Consider the following 19,454-nt stretch of genomic DNA (forward strand, 5'->3'; position numbering starts at 1 on the left):
TCGTTAATGAGGGTTGCAAAGAACATGGAAATAAAAGGATATAAAACAAAAAGTGAAAAGTGTTTAAAAGTTGCAAGATTGTTTGAGAGTATTTTAAAAGGTTAGTTGTGAGTGGTTTAGTAGTGTAGTGGGGTAATAAGTAGTAGTTGGTAAGTTATAATGCGAAATAAACCTAATTTTACTTTTGAAGATTTAGATGTGTGGAAGGAAGCTAGAGAATTGCGAACGGAAATAGCAAATATTGTCAAGAAATTTCCTGGCGAAGAAAAATATAGATTGGTTGATCAAATGATTAGAGCATCGAGATCAATTACTGCAAATATTGCAGAAGGTTATGGTAGATTTCATTATAGGGAAAATATCCAATTTTGTAGACTGGCGAGAGGTTCTATCTTTGAATTAATTGATCATTTAACTGTAGCATTGGATGAAAATTATATTGATAATGAGAGTTTTAAATTATTAAAGGGTAGCTGTTATAATGTATTAAAGAAACTAAATAGTTATATAAAATATTTGAAAAGACAAAGCAATCAACAATGAAATCACAATTTTATTCCACTACTCTACCACTCAACTACTTCACTATTTTCCACTTAATTCTTTAAGAACAGATGTTTTATTGGGATTGATTAGAGCGAAACGTAAATCGTGAATCGGTAAACGTGAAACGTGAGTCGTAAATCGTGAATCGTGAAGCGTGAAGCGTGAATCGGGAATCGAAAGATGGGAAAGTCGTCTTACGATTTACGTTTTACGATTTACGAGTTTTATGGCGTTGAAACGTTAGAACGTTGAAGTATGAGTTGTAGATCATGATTGACAGATAGGAGCTATTTTTGTAAAACAGAATTAACAAAATTGGAGATAAAATAGTAAATGGATTTTTCATTTTTTTTCGCAGAACAGCAAAAATTGTTACAGAAAATAAATTTATCTTTTAAACGTAGTTTATATAGCAAGATAAATCTAAAAAATAGATTTATCGCTTTATTAGGTCAACGAGGGGTTGGGAAAACCACTATAATGTTGCAGATTTTGAAGGAGAAATTTGCATATAATGATAGTGTGCTTTATATAAGTGTGGATAATCCTTATTTTGCAAGTGCTTCATTGTATGATTTTGCTAAAGAGTTTGAAAAATATGGTGGAAAGTTTTTATTTATAGATGAGATTCATAAGTATAAAGACTTTGGTTCTCATTTAAAGGCAATTTATGATTCTACTGATTTAAATGTCATAATTTCGGGATCTTCTCTACTTCAGATTTATAAAAATAATGCAGATTTAAGCAGACGAATTGTAACTATAAAAGTGCCAAATATGTCTTTTAGAGAATATCTTGAGCTGAAAGGGTATAATTTTCCATCTTATTCTTTAGAAGAAATTGTTTCAAAGCATGTCGAAATTGCAAATGATATAATTTCTAAAATAAAACCATTAAAGCTTTTTAAAGAATATCTTGAATATGGCGCGTATCCTTTTATAGTTGAGGGAGTGGATACTTATAAAGCAAAATTGATAAATATAATAAATCACATTCTCGAAGTTGACCTTCCTTACGTAACCAACATAGCATATTATAATATTGATAAATTAAAAAAGTTACTTTATATACTTGCCACATCGGTACCCTTTACACCCAATATTAGTGAGCTTTCACAAAACACAGGTATCTCAAGACCAAGCGTATTGGAGTATATTTATCTTTTGGAGAAAGCAGAGCTTTTGATAAATATGCATTATCATTCGAGAGGATATTCAAAATTGCAGAAGCCAGATAAAATTTATTTGAATAACTCTAACCTTATGCGAGCTATAACCTACAGAACAAACACAGGAAATGAAAGAGAAACTTTTTTTGTGAATCAGGTTATTTCATATTTTTTTAATAAAGTCTCTTTATTAAGAGAAGATTTTGCTTTATCCAAAAGTGGTGATTTTTTGATTAATGGAAAAACTTTTGAGATAGGAGGGAAAAGAAAGGGTTATAAACAGATAAAAGAGATACCGAACTCATATATAGTAGCTGATAATATAGAAATTGGATTTAAGAACAAGATACCGTTGTGGTTGTTTGGGTTTTTGTATTGAAACGTGTAAACGTAAATCGTGAAGCGGGAATCGTAAATCGGGAATCGTAAATCGGGAATCGTGAAGCGGGAAGCGTGAACCGAGTGGAAGGTAGGAAAATCGTTTTACGATTTACGTTTTACGATTTACGATTTACGAATTACTATTGACATTCAGAAATCGAGGTCTAATTTAATATAAAAAAGAGGAGTGGATTCACCAAAATTATGTTAATCAGGAGAATCATCCAGGAAGAAATAGAGAAAAGGTTATTTAAAGGAAAAGCTGTTATAATATATGGTGCAAGGCAAGTAGGGAAGACTACGCTTGTAAAACAAATTGCGAATAAATACAAGGATGAGAGTATTTATTTAAATTGTGATGAGCCGGATATTAGAGATAAGCTTTTTAATAAAACATCAACAGAACTAAAACATCTTATAGGCAATAAAAAATTGGTTATAATTGATGAAGCACAAAGGGTGAAAGATGTTGGACTTACGCTAAAACTTATAGTGGACAATTTTAGGGAAATTCAAGTTATTGCTACTGGATCATCTTCTTTTGACCTATCGAATGACATTTCCGAACCGCTTACCGGTAGAAAATATGAGTTTTTTTTGCCTCCATTTTCAATAGAAGAATTGCGAGAAATTTACTCTGATATAGAGCTTAATAGAATATTGGAAAATTTGATAATTTATGGGATGTATCCTGAGACTGTTTTGAATTGTGAAGATAGAGAAATAAATTTGAAATCCCTTGCGGATTCTTATTTGTTTAAAGATATATTGATGTATCAAAATATTAAAAATCCAGATATTTTGCGAAGATTACTGCAGGCACTTGCGTTGCAAATAGGTAATGAAGTATCATACACAGAGCTGTCAAAGCTTTTAGGTATAGATAAAAAAACGGTTGAATCATATATAAATATCCTCGAGCAAGCATTTATTATTTTCAGGTTAAATCCATTTAGTAGTAACTTAAGAAAAGAGCTCAAGAAATTAAGAAAAATTTACTTTTATGATACAGGAATAAGGAATGCTTTGATTAATAATTTTAACCCATCTTATTTGAGGCAGGATTGGGGAGCGTTGTGGGAAAATTTTGTGATAATTGAAAGAATTAAGTATTTGAGGAACCATCTTGTAAATAAGAGTTATTTCTTCTGGCGTAATATTTATAAACAAGAAGTTGATTATCTAGAATTTGGAAATGATAAAATTTATGCTTTTGAAATAAAATGGAAAAAGGATAGATCAAAGTTGCCTAACATGTTTAATGAGTTATATCCAAATAACGAGTTTATTGTTGTAAATAAGGAGAATTTTTTAGATGTGATTTATAGAGCGTGAAGCGGGAAACGGGAATCGTGAGTCGTAAATCGGGAAACGTGAGTCGTAAATCGGGAATCGAAAATCAGGAAGCGTGAATCGTGAGTCGTGAATCGTGTGGAAGGTAGGAGAATCGCTTCACGATTTACGTTTTACGATTTACGTTTTCCGATTTACGAGTTTTATGGCGTTGAAACGTTAATACGTTGAACATCCCCATCTACCCATCTACTCATTTACCCATCTACCCGTTCACCCATTTACTCGTCACTCGTTACGTTTTACGATTTCCGAATTACGAAATATAAGAAAATGTTAGAACGTTAGAACGTGGGAACGTTAGAACGTGTGAACGTTAGAACGTTTTTTATCATTTGACAGGAAAGGTAGTTTTAGTATAATAGATTAAACTAAAACTGGTCAATATAGTTTAATGGAGTATACTAATGAGCAGTTTGCTTGAGATAGCTGTTAATCTTTCTGCGAATAAGATAACTCAGCAGATTCCAGATTATAAGCGATTTTTGTTTTATGACATAAAGAAAAGTGACTCTAAAATCATTGGTATTTATGGTGCAAGAGGGGTGGGTAAAACGACACTTATGTTACAGCTTCTAAAAGACTTGAACCTACCTTTGCGTGAGACTATTTATATTTCCTGTGATCATCCTGTATTTTCAGGTGTTTCTTTGTTTGATTTTCTTGAGGAGTTTAGTAAAAAAGGGGGGAAAATTGCATTTGTTGATGAAGTTCACAAAGCACCAGAATTTCAAGCACATCTTAAATCCACTTATGATTTTTTAGATATTAAGGTTATATTTTCTGGTTCTTCTGCTGTACAGATGACAAATCCTGATTTTACTCGCAGGTTTTCTATGTACAGACTTCCTGCACTTTCATTAAGGGAATTTATTGAGTTAGAACTAAATATTTCATTGAAAAATTATCTTTTAGAAGAGATAATAAAAAATCACCAGGATGTAGCATTAGAAATTATAAGAGAATTGAATAAAGAAAAAATCCTAAAACTTTTTGGTGATTATCTGGAATATGGGGTATACCCTTTTTATTTAGAAGATAAAAAGAAATTTAAAGATAGGTTGTCTGATTCTATAAATGCCACTTTGTACACTGATTTAGCTGAGATATATAATATTCACCCTGAAAAAATAGTAACATTAAAAAAATTGTTAACAACTATTGCTGTTTCAGAACCTTTAGAATTATCTGTTGAAAATATCGCAAGTGTGACAGGTATTTCAAAAGCTACACTATATAAATATATAGATTATCTTTCCAGGGCTGAACTTATAATGTACATACAAAATGAAGCCAAACGGTTTAAGTCGATTAGAAAGCCGGATAAACTATATTTAGCAAATACCAATTTGTTAAATGCCTTATGTTTAAATGCTAAAAAAGGGACGATGAGAGAAACGTTTTTTGCTTCAATGCTGCGATACAGGCATTCGCTATATTATTCAAATAAAGTGGATTTCTTGATAAATGAAAAATATCTCTTTGAAGTGGGTGGGAAAAATAAAGATTTTTCGCAAGTTAAAAATAATAAAAATAGCTACCTCGCAATTGATGATATTGAGATGGGGTTTGAGCGAAAAATACCTTTGTGGCTTTTTGGGTTTTTGTATTGAAACGGGAAACGTGAGTCGTAAATCGGGAATCGTAAATCGGGAATCGTGAATCGTGAATCGTAAATCGGGAATCGTAAATCGGGAATCGTAAATCGGGAATCGTGAGTCGTGAATCGTGAGTCGTGAATCGGGAATCGTGAATCGTGAAGCGGGAATCGTGTGGAAGGTAGGAAAATCGTTTTACGATTTACGTTTTACGATTTACGTCTTACGAGTTTTATAGTGTTGAAACGTTATTTGAAGTGATGCATTGCGAAAATTTCCTTGAAATAAAGAAATTTATGAGTTAGTTTATCTTTATGAAAAAGAAAGATGTGTTGAAGTCAATTATAGTTGAGTTCCACTCTTGGAATTTGCCTTCAGTTATTGATAGAGAGATTGAGCTGCCTTTAAATTCAAGCAAAATTATATCTGTTGTAGGTTCAAGAAGGGCAGGAAAGACTTATCTTCTGTTTAGGACCATAAAGACTTTGTTAGATAGGGGAGTTGATAAAAAGAGATGCCTTTATCTTAACTTTGAAGATGAAAGGCTTGAGATGACCCAGCAAGATTTAGATTTGATATTGCAAGCTTATAGAGAGTTGTATCCTGAAATTGACTTAGAAAAAACTTATTTCTTTTTTGATGAGGTACAAAATGTTAATGGCTGGGAAAAGTTTGTCAGAAGAATATACGATACAATAACTAAAAATATTTTTATAACAGGGTCAAACTCAAAGTTGCTTGGCGATGAAATTGCGACATCATTGAGAGGCAGAACATTAAAATATGAAATTAATCCGTTAACCTTTGAGGAGTTTTTGAAATTTAAAGATTTTAAGTTTAATTTTAAGGTTGATTTTTATAACAGCAAAAAGAAATCTTTGCTGATTAAATTTTTTGAAGAGTTTTTAAAATATGGGGGATTTCCTGAGATTGCTTTAATGAGGCAGGAGTTAAAACTTCGCGCTCTGCAAGAATATTTTAATGTTATGATATATCGGGATATGATCGAGAGATACAATATAAAGGATGCCTTTGTTTTAAAATATTTTATAAAAAGGTTAGCGGAAAATATATCAAGTACTTTTTCTGTAAATAAAATATACAACGAATTGAAGTCTCAAGGGATAAAAATTGGCAAAAATACCCTGTATGATTATATGGAATATATGGAAACCTGTTTTTTGATTGGATTAGTAAAAAAACATTACGCATCTATATTAAAATCGGAGCTGGGAGAGAAAAAAGTTTATTTTATAGATAACGGTTTGCTAAATGCCATAAGAGCATTTGATAAAAAGAATCTTGGTGCATTATTGGAAAATTTAGTCTGGCGTGAGTTAATTTCTCGATATGAAAAAATTGTTTTTTTTAAAGAAAAGAGAGAATGTGATTTTGTCGTAGATGATAAAATAGCCATTCAGGTTTGTTATGACTTTACGGATAGTAAGACGAGAAAAAGAGAAATTGATGGCTTAATAGAATGTTGTAAATATTTTAATTTCAAAGAAGGTTTTATTATAACCTTTGACGATGAAGAATATTTATTAAAAGAAAATATAGAAATTCATGTTGTACCTGCTTATAAATTTATGCTTTTAAAAGATGGGTAATACGTTGAAACGTTAGAACGTGTGAACGTTGTTAATGTGAGAGTGAGAGTGAACAGTGACAGTGATGGTGAAGGTGAAATGAAAATTAAGGATGTTACAGAGTTAGAGGTTTTTAAGTATGCTCATCAGTTAACTTTAGAAATTTATAAAGTTACAAATAATTTTCCTAAAGAAGAAACATATGGCTTAGTTTCTCAAATGAGAAGGTCAGCAGCTTCAATTTGTGCTAATTTAGCTTGCCCTGTGGAATAAATATGTTTTATGTGTATGTGTTACAATCAGAAAAAGATAAAAAATTTTATACTGGTTATACAAATGATTTAAATAGACGATTAAAATTACATAATTCAGGAAAAGTTTTGTCAACAAAAAATAGACTTCCATTAAAACAGGTTTATTATGAAGCTTGTTTAAATAAAGAGGATGCGATGCTTAGAGAAAAGTATTTGAAAACCACATATGGAAAAAGGTATATTAAAAATGGAATAAAGAACTATTTAAATGAAAATATTTAATATTCCACAGGGTAAAAAGGTGCGGGCCAGGAACAGTCATAAAGAGTTTAAACAGTTTTGTGGCATAGCTAGGGGATCAGTAGCTGAACTTCGTTATTTTATTATGCTTTCATATGATTTGGGGTATGTTGGCAAAACATTATTTGATGAACTTATAAATAAAACAGAAATATTTTCAAAAATGATTTATGGTATTATAAAAACATTAGAAAATAAACTATAAGAATACATTCACCGCCCACTCCCACTTTCACCGCCCACTCTCACCCTCACAGTTCACTTTCACTTTTGAAGGCGTTGAAACGTGGAAAATAAACAGTGTGATTGAATTTTGTTGTATACTATTTATATTATACTTAAAAGTGCGAGGAGATGTTTATATGAAATCAGTTAAACAAGTAATTGATCTTGATATATTGCCAGAAGGTGCAAAAAAGGAGTTGTTTAATTTTTATGAATTATTGTTAAAAAAGTATAAAATAAGTAAAGAAAATAAACTTACGGATGATGTTGATAAGTTTTTTGAAAAATATGCATTAAATTTGGATAACTTTAAATTCAAAAGAGAAGAAATACATGAAAGATGAAATATTTTTAGATACAAATGTAATTTTGTATGCTTTTAGTAAGAACATAAAAAAGAAAGAAATTGCAAAGAATTTAATTAGAAAAAGGCCTTTGATAAGTATTCAGGTAATTAATGAAATTGTAAGTGTTCTTTTTAAAAAGTTTAACTTTTCGACAAAAGAAGTAAAAGATGTTTTTGAATTTCTTATGCTTAAAATGGAAGTTAAAATATTAAATTTTAAAACAGTTGAATTGGCTTTAAGTATTAAAGATAGGTATAAATATTCTTATTATGATAGTTTGATAATTGCATCTGCTTTAGAAAGTGGTTGTAAGATATTGTATACGGAAGATTTGCAACATGGGCAGATAATAGAGAATAGTTTAAAGATTGTGAATCCTTTTGTAGAATGTTAGAATGTGTAAACGTTGGAACGTTGTTAATGTGAGAGTGAGAGTGAACAGTGACAGTGATGGTGAAGGTGAAATGAAAATTAAGGATGTTACAGAGTTAGAGGTTTTTAAGTATGCTCATCAGTTAACTTTAGAAATTTATAAAGTTACAAATAATTTTCCTAAAGAAGAAACATATGGCTTAGTTTCTCAAATGAGAAGGTCAGCAGCTTCAATTTGTGCTAATTTATTAGAATGAAGTTATAGGAACACTGATTTTTTATTATGTTTTATTGGTTATTTTTTGTAGGATTTATAGCTAAAAAAGATTATCATTTTGGGATGAGACAAAAGAAATAGTTGTTAGTGTATTTTTTACGACTTTATTTTCATTTTCAGTCAGTTATTTATTTGAAAAAAATGGGGAATTTCCTAAGGTCTATGTTGATATTTTATTTTTTCTTTATGGTTTTTATCCTGCATCTTACAAGATACTATTTTAAATTATTTTTAAGCAAAATTGGTATTTTTTGCAAAAATATTCTCATTTTAGGGTCTGGTAATGCTGGTAAGATGGTAGCTAAAGGTTTGATTGATGACAAAGAATTTGGATTTAGGATCGCGGGATTTCTTGATGATAATAAAGCAGGTGATTGTATGAAGTGGATAAATAAAAATTATTGAGAAAGATAACTGGTTGATGGTTGATAGTGGATAGTGAATGGATGGAAAGATTGGGAGGTTCAAGGTTCAAGGTTCGAGGTTGAGGTTCAGGTTAAGGTTATAAATAAGTTTGAATGCGAATAATGAGATTGTGAATTGTGGATTTTGAATTTTGAATTAATAAACGTTGGAGCGTTAAAGCGGAAATTAATAATGAAGCGTAAAGCGTGAATTGGGAGGTGTTTTACTATTCTCGTTTCCCGTTTTACGACTTACGATTTCCGATTTTCGAATTGGTATGTTTGAAAGTTAGGACGTGTGAACGTTGAAACTTTATTATAAACTTATATATTAAGGATATAAAATAAAATTTGGAAAAGTATATGGAAGAAATAGTAAGAAAATTAAAAAAAATCCGCAAATTTTTAGAAAAAGAATATTATGTAAAAGATATCGCATTATTTGGGTCATATGTTAGAGGAGAGCAGGATGAAAACAGTGATCTTGATATTCTCGTAGATTTTTACAAAACACCAACTTTGTTGCAGTTTTTAAGGTTGAAATATTTTTTATCTGATTATCTAAGTATTAAAGTAGATTTAGTTATGAAACAATCTTTAAAACCTGTCATTGGGAAAAGAATAATCAGAGAAGCGATATCGATATGAAAAAAGGAAGATTTTGTCTTGACTATTTAAACGATATTAAAAGATGCAATAGAAAAAATAGAAGTTTTTATTTCTGATATTGATGTAAAAGAGTTGGAAAAAGATGAGAAAACTTTATTTGCAATTATTAGATGTTTTGAAATTATAGGAGAGGCTGCTAAAAAAGTTAGTGAAGAAATAAAATGCAAATATCCAGATGTTCCTTGGAAAGAAATTGCCGGGATGAGAGGTATATTAATTCATGAATATTTTGGAATAGATGTTGAAGTTATTAAAGAGACAATTAAAAACGATTTAATTTATCTTAAAAAACAGATAATTGAAATATTAAAAAAAGAAAAGGAAGTTTAAATATTTTTAAAAGACAACTTTAAAACGTTTAAGTGTATGAACTTGTGAACGTGTGAACGTGCGAACATACGAACGTGAGAACATTGAACGTTGAACTTTTATATGCGTAAACGTTAAATTTAGTTTTGATATAGAACGAAATACACTATAAACAGTTCTATGATAGAACTATTTGTGTTGTTTTTTAAAAATAAAGTTTTAATATAGGACTATGATAAACGAAATTATTGATCAGATTGAGTTGACTTTAGAACGTCTGAAAACTTATCTTCCAGATAGAAAACGTCCATATTTTGACAATATTCCTATTGATGGTATTAGAGGTGCACTTGTTTATGGGTTAAGGGGAGTTGGAAAAACTACTTTTTTGATTGATAAAATTTCTAATTGTAAACTAAATTTTTTGTATTTAAGTGCTGATAATCCCTCAATCTCATCATTGCCACTTTACGATATTGTGAGTGCAATTTTTAAAAGGGGGTATGATGGAGTAGTAATTGATGAGGTGCATCATGGTAATAAATGGAGCGAGCATGTAAAGGCACTTTATGACGATTATCCAGGTAATACTATATGGATAAGTGATAGCAGTAATCTGATACTGAAAAGGGCTGTGGCGGATTTATCCAGACGGTTTGTACAGTTTCGAATACCTTTGATGTCTTTTAGGGAATACCTTTTTCTTACTCAAAATATTCTGATTGAGACAATTGATCCATTTAATATTGATAAAAATATTTTTTCAATGTTAAGAAATATAAATATCTTAAAACTATTTGCTGATTACATCAATACAGGTATAAGACCTATTTTTATCGAGGGGGAGTATTGCTTAAGATTGAAAGGGCTTTTAGAAAAATCTATTTATTATGATATACCATTTTATGTTTCTTCTATACAGGATAATCATTTAAGGGTGATGAATGCAATTTTAGGACATTTGATAACTGCACCTATTCCAACAATAAATATTTCTGGGATGTGCAGTGAATGGAATTTGGGAAAAGAAAAGCTTTATAACTTGCTTTATGTTATGGAGCAATCAGAATTGATAAATATCATCAGAAAACCTAGTAAATCTGTATACACAAAAGGTTCTAAAATTTTTCTTTCAGATCCTTCTGTTTATAGCTGTTTTAAAGGTAACGTAGGGAATGCAAGAGAGGCGTTTGTAGTAATGTGTTTAAAAGAAAAATATAATGTTTTTGCAAGCAAAGACGAAAAAGACTGTGACTTTATTGTAGATGATATCAAAGTAGAGGTTGGTGGAAAAAATAAAAAAATGAAAAATGCGGACTTTGTAATAAGTGATGAAATTGATGTGCCGGTTAGAAATAAAATTCCGCTATGGATGTTAGGATTTTTGTATTGAAACGTGTGAACGTTAAAACGTTGGAAAGTTGGAACGTGTGAACGTTGGACGTTTATTTACAAATTTTATTGCAAAATTTTTAATGTGTATTATTCTGTGTATTAGGAGGTGTATGAGATGAGGACTAATGTTGTTATAGATGAAGAATTATTAAAAGAAGCAATGAAGCTTACTAATGCTAAGACTAAAAAGGATGTTATAAATCTTGCATTAAAAGAATTGGTAGAAAATTTAAAGAGAAAAAACCTTGCAGATTTAAAAGGTAAAATCAACTTTATAGAAGATTATAATTATAAGTTAATGAGAGAAGGTAAATAATAGTGGTTTTAGTTGATACTTCTGTCTTAATAAATTATTTTAAAGGTAAATCGAATGAAAAAACTGAAAAGTTTGAAACAATAATACAGAATAAAATTCCTTTTGGTATTAATAATTTTATATATCAGGAGTTACTTCAAGGAGCTGCATCTGAAAAAGAGTTTAATCTTTTAAAAGAATATTTATCGTCTCAGAGATTTTATGAACTAAAATATGGAAGAAAATCATTTGAAAATGCAGCAAAAATTTATTTCAGATGCAGAAAGCGTGGAATAACTGTTAGGAGTACAATAGATTTGCTAATAGTAGAAACAGCTTTAGAAAATGATTTATATTTGCTACATAATGATAAAGATTTTAGCTATATTGCATCGGTGATTTCAGAGCTTAAAGAGTATTGATGTTGAAACGTGTAAACGTTAGAACTTTGAAACGGTGAACAGTGAACAGTGAATGTACAATGCGATAAATGCAAAATTAAAACCTCAACCTCAACCTAAATTAACCTACTTTAGTTGCCACTTAAAAAGTGGCAACTAATTCAGAGAGAACTAATTTAAAGATTGCTTCGTCGCTACCGCTCCTCGCAATGACAAAAAAAGAACTGTCATTGCGAGCATTAGCGAAGCAATCTCTTTATTACCAATACGTTTATGATCAAGTTATGCATTTGCAATTTTTCTTTTTTTGTATTATGCAACATCCTCATTACATTATTTCATAATTTCGGAAGAGAAATATTATTTCCTAACTTATCGATATAAAATTAATTTAAAACATAAATCCATTATTAATAAATTAGTTCTCACTTTTTCAGAGAGAACTAATTTAAACATTAGAACGTGCGAACGTGGAAACATTGGAAATGGATTGAAAAATTTTTGAAATTATGCTTTATTATGCAAGATAGTAACTTGTGAGTAAGTAACTATAAAGTTAGTTACTGCAAAAATAATATAATGCATTATAGGGGTAAAAATGTTTATTGGAAGAGATTATGAATTAAAAAAATTGAACGAGCTTTACAGTGAAGATAAATTTCATTTTGTAGTTATATACGGTAGAAGAAGGGTTGGAAAAACAGCTTTGCTTTCAGAGTTTTGTAAAAGGAAGCCGTCATTATTCTTTGTCGCTGAAGAATATAGTGATGAAATAGCGCTAAAAAACTTCTCGCGTACTATATTTGCTCATTTTAATTTAAAAGGGCTTGGGAGCTTTGATTCGTGGGAGAATGCTTTTTTGTTTTTAGGTGAAAGAGCAAAAGAAAATAGATTGGTAGTAGTTATTGATGAGTTTCAATATCTGGTAAATTCGAATAGAAATATCCCTTCTACACTGCAAAAACTTATAGATCACCTTTTGAAAAACACCAAATTGTTTTTAATCGTATGTGGTTCTTACGTAAGTTTTATGGAAAGAGAGATTTTAGGGTATAAAAGTCCTCTTTACGGTAGAAGAACTGCACAGATGGAGATTATCCCTTTTCGATTTTTTGAAAGCACACAATTTTTTCCAAAAATTTCTATAGAAGAGCAGGTTTATATTTTTAGTGTTTTTGGTGGTACTCCTCAATATCTGGTGACTTTTGATCCAGAGATTGATCTTTATGAAAATATAAAAACAAAGATACTTGATAAATCATCATACCTGTTTGAAGAACCAAAATTTCTTTTAAAACAGGAGCTAAGAGAACCATCAATCTATAATTCTATACTGGAATCAATTGCCAGTGGTTGTACAAAATTAAATGAAATTGCAACAAAAATTGGTATTGAAACAAGTAAGACTGCAAAATACTTGAAAACATTGATTGAATTGAGGATTGTTGAGCAGTTAAAACCTGAGAAAATAGGTAAAAGCAGCAGAAGTAGCATTTACAGAATAAAGGATAATTTTTTTAGGTTCTGGTATAGGTTTGTTTTTGAAAATAAGGGATTGATTGAGCAGGATATGCCTCAATATGTTGTTGAGAACAAAATAAAACCATATATGAATAGTTATGTTGGCTTAATTTTTGAAGAAATTGCTGTTGAGTATTTAAAAATTCTAAACAAGCAGAGGAAATTACCTTTTATTTTTGATAGAATTGGGAAATGGTGGGGTAATAATCCTGTTAAAAAAAGAGAAGAAGAAATAGATATTGTCGCATACGATGAAGAAAATTTGCTTGTTGGCGAATGTAAATGGCAAAATAAGAAGGTTGATTTGCCCGTACTTAATCAGTTGATAGAAAAAAGTGCATTATTTGACAAGCCAAATAAATATTACGTACTTTTTTCTAGAAGTGGGTTTACAGAAAGTATGATAAAATTTGCAATGAATAACCCAAGTGTAATTCTAATTGGACTTGATGATATGGAGGACGTTAGAACGTAGGAATGTGTGAACGTTAGAACGTTGAAACGGTGAACAGTGAACAGTGAATGTACAATGCGATAAATGCAAAATTAAAACCTCAACCTTAACCTTAACCTAAACCTGAACTACTTTGAACGTTGAACATCCCCGTCTACCCATCTACCCATTTACCCATTTACTCATCACGCGTTACGTTTTCCGAATTACGATTTACGAAATATAAGAAAATGTTAAAACGTTAGAACGTTGGAACGTTGGAACGTTAGAACGTTTTTATTGTCTTGAAATGAGGTTTGAAAAGCTTTAAAATAGTATATGGATAATAAATTATGCAGGTAAAAAAATGAAAAAGCTACCCATTGGAATTCAAAGCTTTGAAGAAATTAGAACAGGCAATTGGTATTATGTAGATAAAACAATATTTGTTAAAAAACTAGTGGATGAAGGAAAATTTTATTTCTTATCCCGTCCAAGAAGATTTGGTAAATCTTTGTTTCTTGATACATTAAGATATGCGTTTTTAGGTAAAAGAGAATTATTTAAAGGGTTATATTTAGAGGACAATTGGGATTGGGACACAAAATACCCTGTGATAAAGATCAGCTTTGGTGCAGGAGTGATAAAAGATGCAGAAAATCTTTTTAATAGGTTTAACTCTTTACTAATTGATATAGCTAAAGATTATAGCATTAGCTATGAGAAGAAAGGTGTTAGTGAGCAATTTTTTGAAGCAATAGAAAAGGTTGCTGAGAAGTTTGATCAAAAAGTAGTAGTTTTGATAGACGAGTATGACAAACCGATACTTGACAGGATTGAGGATAGAGAGACAGCAATAGAGATAAGGGAGGAGCTTAAGAATTTTTACTCAGTGCTCAAAGATGCTGACGAATTTTTGAAGTTTGTATTTATAACCGGTGTATCAAAATTTAGCAAGGTGTCAGTTTTTAGCGGACTAAACCAGCTAAATGATATAACCCTTGATGCAGAGTATTCCACAATATGTGGATATACGCAACATGATCTTGAGACAGTGTTTTTTGATAGACTTGAAGGTGTAAATCTTGATGAAGTAAGAAGGTGGTACAATGGCTATAGCTGGCTAGGAGAGAGTGTATATAATCCGTTTGATATACTTTTGTATTTGGATAAAGGGGAATTTCGCCCTTATTGGTTTGAGACAGGGACACCGACATTTCTGATAAAATTGTTAGCAGAAAAGAGATTTAATATAATTGAAGCGGAGCATCTTGATGTAAGTGAAAAGGTATTGGGTTCTTTTGATATAGATGCGATATATCCGGAGAATTTGCTATTTCAGACTGGCTATCTGACAATCAAAGATAAAAAGGTAATAAATGATAGAGCGATATATACTTTGAGTTATCCTAATAGAGAGGTAAAGATAAGTTTTAATGATTATTTTTTAAGCTATCTGTCTCAGGATACGATACTTACTGAGAAGAATAAAAACAGGCTTTATTATGCGATAGATGAGAATGATTTTGATAAGTTAAGAGAGATATTTAGAAGTTTTTTTGCATCAATTCCTTTTGACTGGTACAGGAAGAATGAGCTTGCTGGTTATGAGGGGTATTATTCGAGTATAGTGTATTCTTATTTTGTGGCAAGTGGGTTTAATGTAGTGGCAGAAGATACGACGAATGCTGGTAGTATAGATCTTACAGTTTTATATAAAGACAGAGCATACATAATAGAATTTAAAGTAGTGGAGCTATCATCAGAAGGCAATGCGCTGCAGCAGATAAAAGAGAAGAGATACTATGAGAAGTATGTTGGTAAGGTTAAGGATATCTACCTAATAGGTGTGGAGTTTAGCAAAAGTGAGAGGAATATAGTTGGGTTTGATGTGTTGACGTTAACACGTTAGAACGTTGAACCTTAATACTTTTTTTTGCAATACCCTCGGATATCTACTTATTTTATAAACTGCTATGAACTGTTATAAAATTTGAAGAAGGCACATTTAGAAAATAGGCTTGAAACAAGGCTGAAACATTATGCAAAGTACAAACTTCTTATAATTGATGAAATAGGCTATCTGCCAATAAATAGAGAAGAAGGGAAAATACTTTTTCAGCTTATTAACAAAAGATATGAGAAAGGCAATACTATAATAACTACCAATAAGGAATTTTCAAAATGGCATAAGATATTCGGAGATGTTACCATTGCCAATGCTATTTTAGACATGTTACTGCATCATTCTGTTGTAGAAAAGATAGTGGGTAGATCTTACGGGTCAAAAGATATTTTGAGGAAAATAAAGATAAAATTAGTTAACACTTTTGTTAACTTTTATATTGGCAATTTTGTTAATTTTTATGTTGACATTAACCCCCATTTTTTTTTCAGAAACTGTTTTAAATTAAATTATGTTGATTTTTTTTATGGGAAAACATTCTTCTTATTCTCTTTGGGACGTCCAGTTTTGTTTCGAGGCAAGTTCCTCTAAAACCGCCATCCATGGCAGTTTTATGGGAACTTTCAGGGTGTTGCACATGGTGTTGGGATACATCCTGTGAGTTATTTTAATAGTTATTATTTGTTATTTTAAGAGATGATGTTTATTTTTTTGTGCTACACCCTGAACCCGAAAAATGTTTCCCCACAAACTCATTAAAAAAAGTTTTGTAAAAAATAGGGTGATTCCGGTTTTAATATTTTGTGCACCAATTTTTATGAAACAAAGTAAGCAAATCGTTATTATTATCAGTCTGTTGCACGAAAAAAGTCATAAGGAAAACAATGTTATCTTTTTAGGTGTGTAACGTTTTAGCGTGTTAACGTTTCAACGTTTTCATATTTCCTTAAATCGTTAATCGTAAAACGTAACCCACTATTAACCGCAACTAACCACAAATAACCACAAATAACTACAAATAACCATTAAATTACTCCTAATTACTTTTTATTTGTTGAGGACTATAAAAAATTGATGTAATATTTAGGTATTATATGGGGGTGAGAAGTGACAAATAAAAATGGGTTATTTTTTCTTTTTTTATTTCTTGTTGTTGCAATTTTCTTTTATTCAGCGTTTGTGAGATATAATCAGTACAGTGAATGGAAAAAGAAGAAAAATTTATATTTTGTAGAAAAGTATCCTGCTATGACCACCCTAGATGCATATTACTGGCTGAGATATGCAAAAGAGTATGATAAAGGCATATATAAAAGTGATAATGATACTCTGCGCTATTATCCGGACAGTCAAAAAAGGCGGAAGCCAATTCCTTTACTTAGTTTTTTGGTTGCAAAATTTTCTTCATTTACAGGTGGCAATTACTATTATGCTGGTCTTTATTTGATTCCAATCCTGGCATCCCTTTTTATCATACCTTTGTCTATTTACTTTTATTTAGTAGGTTTTCCTTTTGGTGGGCTTGTAGGTAGCTTTGTAGGTGCTTTCAGTTATATGTATTTTGTAAGAAGCTCTATGGGGCGTGTTGATACAGACCTTTTAAATATATTTTTTCCTGCACTTGCGTCGTTATTTATTTATTTATTTGGCAGGAAAAACAGAAAATGATAAGAAGACTTATATTTTCGCCGCTTTATCTGGATTTACAATGCTTCTTTTCTACTGGTGGTATTATCATCCAGGTTTTACATTAATATACTTTGTTGTATTGATTGCTTTACTTTTTGTTTATAAAAAACAAAGAAAAGTAATAATCTACAGTGCAATTATTTATTTTATTTTCAGTAACCCTATATATTTCTTTTATGGAATTTTCAATTTATTTGGTTTTATTAAAAATTATTTTACAATATCAAAAGAAAATGTGATTGGATTTCCAAATATATTGCAGACGATTACGGAAGCTCAGCATAAACCTGTGATGGAAGTTTTAAGATATGTTATGACTTCTCCTTTATTAACAGCTTTAGGTTTAATTATATTTATAGTGATTGGAGTGTTAAACTGGAGAAGGTTTTTATCGATTGTTCCGCTGTTTTTGTTGGGATTACTTTCTTTTAAAAGTTCAAACAGATTTGCAATGTTTCTTGCACCTTTTGCAGGTGCTGGCTTAGGTGTTTTAATAGATTATGTTTATAAAGTGGGTTCTGAGAAGCTTCAAGACAAAAAAGTATATGTTGGAGTTGGGGCATTATCACTGTTTGTCTTGATGATTGTGTTTGTAAAAAATTTAACTGCCATTGATTATGTTCCAAGGCCATCGATAAATCCAAATATTATTAAATCGTTTATAAATATGAACAAGAAACTTCCTCAAGGGGCAATTTGGTCCTGGTGGGATTATGGATATGCTATAGAGGATATTGTGGGTTTTCCTGTGTACCATGATGGAGGTTCGCAAGGATCTCCAAAAACTTATTTTATTGCAAAAAGTTTTATTACAGACAATCAAAGCAAACTTTATAAATATGTATCTTATTTTGATAATTATGGAATGGATGAAATAAAAAAGTTGATTGAAGATAACATTTCAGCTCTAGAGATAGTAAAGAATGTAGATGCTTTTGATGGAAAACCTGTCAATGAGAATAATTATTTACTTTTTACTCAAGATATGATTTCCAAATTTGCGGCATTTAATTTTATTGGATCTTACGATTTTAAAAAGAAACAATCTGAAAAAGTCATCTTAGCTCTTATGACATGTCAAAAAGTTGAGAAAAATGTATTTTTTTGTGATGGTAATAAAATTGATACAAATAAGGGAATAATCAACAAAAAAGTACCGCTAAAACAATTTATTGTTACAGTAAACGGGAAAATCGCACAAAGAAAAAGCTATTCTTTTAAAAAAGGCTTAAATGCTGAACTTATTGTTAAAGATGGGATTATTTATTATATGATAATTGGTGATGATAAATATTATAACTCAAACTTTAATCAGATTTATATTTTAGGTAATTACGACAAAAGGCTATTTGAAGAGGTTTATAATAATTTTCCGTTTGCTAGAGTTTTTCGAGTACGGAAATAGTTCAAAGTTCAAGGTTCAATGTTCAAAGTTCAATGTTCAAGGTTCAAAGTTCAATGTTCAAAGTTCAAGGTTCAAAGTTGAGTGTGTATAGATTGAAGGTTATGGCTGGAAAGATAGTAATATGAGGATTACTAAGTTTGAAGATATAGAGGCCTGGAAAGAAGCAAATGGAATGGTTTGATGTTCAACGTTCAAGGTTCAAGGTTAGTAAAATATGAAGATTGAAAGGTTCGAAGATATTAAAGCGTGGAAAGAGGCAAGAGAACTTGCGAAAATAGTTTATGAGAATTTTAAAGATATTAAAGACTATGGTTTTAAAGATCAAATACAGCGAGCTGCTGTTTCAATAATGTCTAATATTGCTGAGGGGTTTGATAGACATTCGAATAAAGATTTTATTCACTTTTTAGTGATAGCCAGAGGTTCTGTTTCAGAGGTTAAAAGTTTGTTGTATGTTGCATTAGATAATGAATATATTGACTCTAAGATGTTTGAAAAATTGTACAATCATTGTAATAAAATAGCAAATTTAATTAATGGGTTTATTAGATACTTAAGAAACTCATCAAGATCATGCTAAAGTAAACCGCCCAGGGCTTCATAAAAAGCCCGGAGC

General features: G+C 30.5%; 22 protein-coding genes and 1 pseudogene. All 23 read left to right on the forward strand.

Translation table 11 applies throughout. The features are described from left to right. The first annotated feature begins 159 nt into the window (after nucleotides 1–159). The 23 genes and pseudogenes from FHQ18_RS07805 to FHQ18_RS07920 all read left to right on the forward strand — a co-directional run bounded on the left by FHQ18_RS07805 (nucleotide 160) and on the right by FHQ18_RS07920 (nucleotide 19,418). Entirely contained in the window at nucleotides 160–543 is a 384-nt protein-coding gene (locus FHQ18_RS07805) for a four helix bundle protein (protein WP_149266612.1), read from the forward strand. 336 nt (nucleotides 544–879) lie between these two features. Continuing rightward, nucleotides 880–2,094, forward strand: a complete 1,215-nt coding sequence (locus FHQ18_RS07810; protein WP_149266613.1) for an ATP-binding protein — start codon at nucleotides 880–882, stop codon at nucleotides 2,092–2,094. 206 nt (nucleotides 2,095–2,300) lie between these two features. After that, on the forward strand, nucleotides 2,301–3,431 hold the full coding sequence (locus FHQ18_RS07815) for an ATP-binding protein (protein WP_149266614.1): 1,131 nt from the start codon (nucleotides 2,301–2,303) through the stop codon (nucleotides 3,429–3,431). 425 nt (nucleotides 3,432–3,856) lie between these two features. Further along, on the forward strand, nucleotides 3,857–5,062 hold the full coding sequence (locus FHQ18_RS07820) for an ATP-binding protein (protein WP_149266615.1): 1,206 nt from the start codon (nucleotides 3,857–3,859) through the stop codon (nucleotides 5,060–5,062). Nucleotides 5,063–5,361: 299 nt separating this feature from the next. Beyond that, a complete protein-coding gene (locus FHQ18_RS07830) occupies nucleotides 5,362–6,657 on the forward strand; it encodes an ATP-binding protein (protein WP_149266616.1) in 1,296 nt (431 codons plus the stop codon). Nucleotides 6,658–6,699: 42 nt separating this feature from the next. Beyond that, nucleotides 6,700–6,909 (forward strand): four helix bundle protein, encoded by a 210-nt coding sequence (locus tag FHQ18_RS07835; RefSeq protein ID WP_246798704.1) that lies wholly within the window; start codon nucleotides 6,700–6,702, stop codon nucleotides 6,907–6,909. Nucleotides 6,910–6,911: 2 nt separating this feature from the next. Next, nucleotides 6,912–7,172: a GIY-YIG nuclease family protein gene (locus FHQ18_RS07840; RefSeq protein WP_149266617.1), complete on the forward strand. Its 261-nt coding sequence runs from the start codon at nucleotides 6,912–6,914 to the stop codon at nucleotides 7,170–7,172. Continuing rightward, complete coding sequence (locus tag FHQ18_RS07845) at nucleotides 7,159–7,395, forward strand: four helix bundle protein (RefSeq protein WP_149266618.1); 237 nt, start codon at nucleotides 7,159–7,161, stop codon at nucleotides 7,393–7,395. The genes FHQ18_RS07840 and FHQ18_RS07845 overlap by 14 nt, the downstream gene beginning before the upstream one ends. Before the next feature lie 157 nt (nucleotides 7,396–7,552). Beyond that, nucleotides 7,553–7,759 (forward strand): hypothetical protein, encoded by a 207-nt coding sequence (locus FHQ18_RS07850; RefSeq protein WP_149266619.1) that lies wholly within the window; start codon nucleotides 7,553–7,555, stop codon nucleotides 7,757–7,759. Further along, nucleotides 7,749–8,156, forward strand: a complete 408-nt coding sequence (locus FHQ18_RS07855; protein ID WP_149266620.1) for a PIN domain-containing protein — start codon at nucleotides 7,749–7,751, stop codon at nucleotides 8,154–8,156. The genes FHQ18_RS07850 and FHQ18_RS07855 overlap by 11 nt, the downstream gene beginning before the upstream one ends. A gap of 1 nt (nucleotide 8,157) precedes the next feature. Then, nucleotides 8,158–8,391 (forward strand): four helix bundle protein, encoded by a 234-nt coding sequence (locus FHQ18_RS07860; RefSeq protein WP_246798705.1) that lies wholly within the window; start codon nucleotides 8,158–8,160, stop codon nucleotides 8,389–8,391. Between the two features lie 182 nt (nucleotides 8,392–8,573). After that, nucleotides 8,574–8,816: a nucleoside-diphosphate sugar epimerase/dehydratase gene (locus tag FHQ18_RS07865; protein WP_223144598.1), complete on the forward strand. Its 243-nt coding sequence runs from the start codon at nucleotides 8,574–8,576 to the stop codon at nucleotides 8,814–8,816. Nucleotides 8,817–9,178: 362 nt separating this feature from the next. Beyond that, complete coding sequence (locus FHQ18_RS07870) at nucleotides 9,179–9,463, forward strand: nucleotidyltransferase family protein (protein ID WP_149266622.1); 285 nt, start codon at nucleotides 9,179–9,181, stop codon at nucleotides 9,461–9,463. A 93-nt stretch (nucleotides 9,464–9,556) separates the two neighbouring features. Next, on the forward strand, nucleotides 9,557–9,814 hold the full coding sequence (locus tag FHQ18_RS07875; RefSeq protein ID WP_246798706.1) for a HepT-like ribonuclease domain-containing protein: 258 nt from the start codon (nucleotides 9,557–9,559) through the stop codon (nucleotides 9,812–9,814). A 211-nt stretch (nucleotides 9,815–10,025) separates the two neighbouring features. After that, entirely contained in the window at nucleotides 10,026–11,186 is a 1,161-nt protein-coding gene (locus tag FHQ18_RS07880) for an ATP-binding protein (protein WP_149266623.1), read from the forward strand. 117 nt (nucleotides 11,187–11,303) lie between these two features. After that, a complete protein-coding gene (locus FHQ18_RS07885; RefSeq protein ID WP_149266624.1) occupies nucleotides 11,304–11,504 on the forward strand; it encodes a type II toxin-antitoxin system VapB family antitoxin in 201 nt (66 codons plus the stop codon). Between the two features lie 2 nt (nucleotides 11,505–11,506). Then, nucleotides 11,507–11,905 (forward strand): type II toxin-antitoxin system VapC family toxin, encoded by a 399-nt coding sequence (vapC, locus tag FHQ18_RS07890; protein ID WP_149266625.1) that lies wholly within the window; start codon nucleotides 11,507–11,509, stop codon nucleotides 11,903–11,905. Nucleotides 11,906–12,482: 577 nt separating this feature from the next. Beyond that, the gene (locus tag FHQ18_RS07895) at nucleotides 12,483–13,880 is read left to right on the forward strand and encodes an ATP-binding protein (protein ID WP_149266626.1); all 1,398 of its coding nucleotides are present in this window, start codon (nucleotides 12,483–12,485) and stop codon (nucleotides 13,878–13,880) included. A gap of 325 nt (nucleotides 13,881–14,205) precedes the next feature. Next, nucleotides 14,206–15,750 (forward strand): ATP-binding protein, encoded by a 1,545-nt coding sequence (locus FHQ18_RS07900; RefSeq protein WP_149266627.1) that lies wholly within the window; start codon nucleotides 14,206–14,208, stop codon nucleotides 15,748–15,750. A 36-nt stretch (nucleotides 15,751–15,786) separates the two neighbouring features. Then, nucleotides 15,787–16,143, forward strand: a pseudogene (locus tag FHQ18_RS12915) (ATP-binding protein); the annotation flags it as partial. Between the two features lie 708 nt (nucleotides 16,144–16,851). Next, on the forward strand, nucleotides 16,852–17,412 hold the full coding sequence (locus tag FHQ18_RS07910) for an STT3 domain-containing protein (RefSeq protein WP_149266629.1): 561 nt from the start codon (nucleotides 16,852–16,854) through the stop codon (nucleotides 17,410–17,412). Beyond that, on the forward strand, nucleotides 17,366–18,838 hold the full coding sequence (locus tag FHQ18_RS07915) for a glycosyltransferase family protein (RefSeq protein ID WP_149266630.1): 1,473 nt from the start codon (nucleotides 17,366–17,368) through the stop codon (nucleotides 18,836–18,838). Before FHQ18_RS07910 ends, FHQ18_RS07915 begins: the two co-directional genes overlap by 47 nt. A gap of 214 nt (nucleotides 18,839–19,052) precedes the next feature. Further along, complete coding sequence (locus FHQ18_RS07920) at nucleotides 19,053–19,418, forward strand: four helix bundle protein (RefSeq protein WP_149266631.1); 366 nt, start codon at nucleotides 19,053–19,055, stop codon at nucleotides 19,416–19,418. Nucleotides 19,419–19,454 lie beyond the last annotated feature (36 nt).

Source organism: Deferribacter autotrophicus (assembly GCF_008362905.1).
Lineage (GTDB): Bacteria > Chrysiogenota > Deferribacteres > Deferribacterales > Deferribacteraceae > Deferribacter > Deferribacter autotrophicus.

Bases quoted from the DNA above. Each gene is read 5' to 3' on its own strand.
- FHQ18_RS07805 (WP_149266612.1), top strand. From the start codon at position 160: ATGCGAAATAAACCTAATTTTACTTTTGAAGATTTAGATGTGTGGAAG.
- FHQ18_RS07810 (WP_149266613.1), top strand. From the start codon at position 880: ATGGATTTTTCATTTTTTTTCGCAGAACAGCAAAAATTGTTACAGAAA.
- FHQ18_RS07815 (WP_149266614.1), top strand. From the start codon at position 2,301: ATGTTAATCAGGAGAATCATCCAGGAAGAAATAGAGAAAAGGTTATTT.
- FHQ18_RS07820 (WP_149266615.1), top strand. From the start codon at position 3,857: ATGAGCAGTTTGCTTGAGATAGCTGTTAATCTTTCTGCGAATAAGATA.
- FHQ18_RS07830 (WP_149266616.1), top strand. From the start codon at position 5,362: ATGAAAAAGAAAGATGTGTTGAAGTCAATTATAGTTGAGTTCCACTCT.
- FHQ18_RS07840 (WP_149266617.1), top strand. From the start codon at position 6,912: ATGTTTTATGTGTATGTGTTACAATCAGAAAAAGATAAAAAATTTTAT.
- FHQ18_RS07845 (WP_149266618.1), top strand. From the start codon at position 7,159: ATGAAAATATTTAATATTCCACAGGGTAAAAAGGTGCGGGCCAGGAAC.
- FHQ18_RS07850 (WP_149266619.1), top strand. From the start codon at position 7,553: ATGAAATCAGTTAAACAAGTAATTGATCTTGATATATTGCCAGAAGGT.
- FHQ18_RS07855 (WP_149266620.1), top strand. From the start codon at position 7,749: ATGAAAGATGAAATATTTTTAGATACAAATGTAATTTTGTATGCTTTT.
- FHQ18_RS07860 (WP_246798705.1), top strand. From the start codon at position 8,158: ATGTGTAAACGTTGGAACGTTGTTAATGTGAGAGTGAGAGTGAACAGT.
- FHQ18_RS07865 (WP_223144598.1), top strand. From the start codon at position 8,574: ATGTTGATATTTTATTTTTTCTTTATGGTTTTTATCCTGCATCTTACA.
- FHQ18_RS07870 (WP_149266622.1), top strand. From the start codon at position 9,179: ATGGAAGAAATAGTAAGAAAATTAAAAAAAATCCGCAAATTTTTAGAA.
- FHQ18_RS07880 (WP_149266623.1), top strand. From the start codon at position 10,026: ATGATAAACGAAATTATTGATCAGATTGAGTTGACTTTAGAACGTCTG.
- FHQ18_RS07885 (WP_149266624.1), top strand. From the start codon at position 11,304: ATGAGGACTAATGTTGTTATAGATGAAGAATTATTAAAAGAAGCAATG.
- FHQ18_RS07895 (WP_149266626.1), top strand. From the start codon at position 12,483: ATGTTTATTGGAAGAGATTATGAATTAAAAAAATTGAACGAGCTTTAC.
- FHQ18_RS07900 (WP_149266627.1), top strand. From the start codon at position 14,206: ATGAAAAAGCTACCCATTGGAATTCAAAGCTTTGAAGAAATTAGAACA.
- FHQ18_RS07920 (WP_149266631.1), top strand. From the start codon at position 19,053: ATGAAGATTGAAAGGTTCGAAGATATTAAAGCGTGGAAAGAGGCAAGA.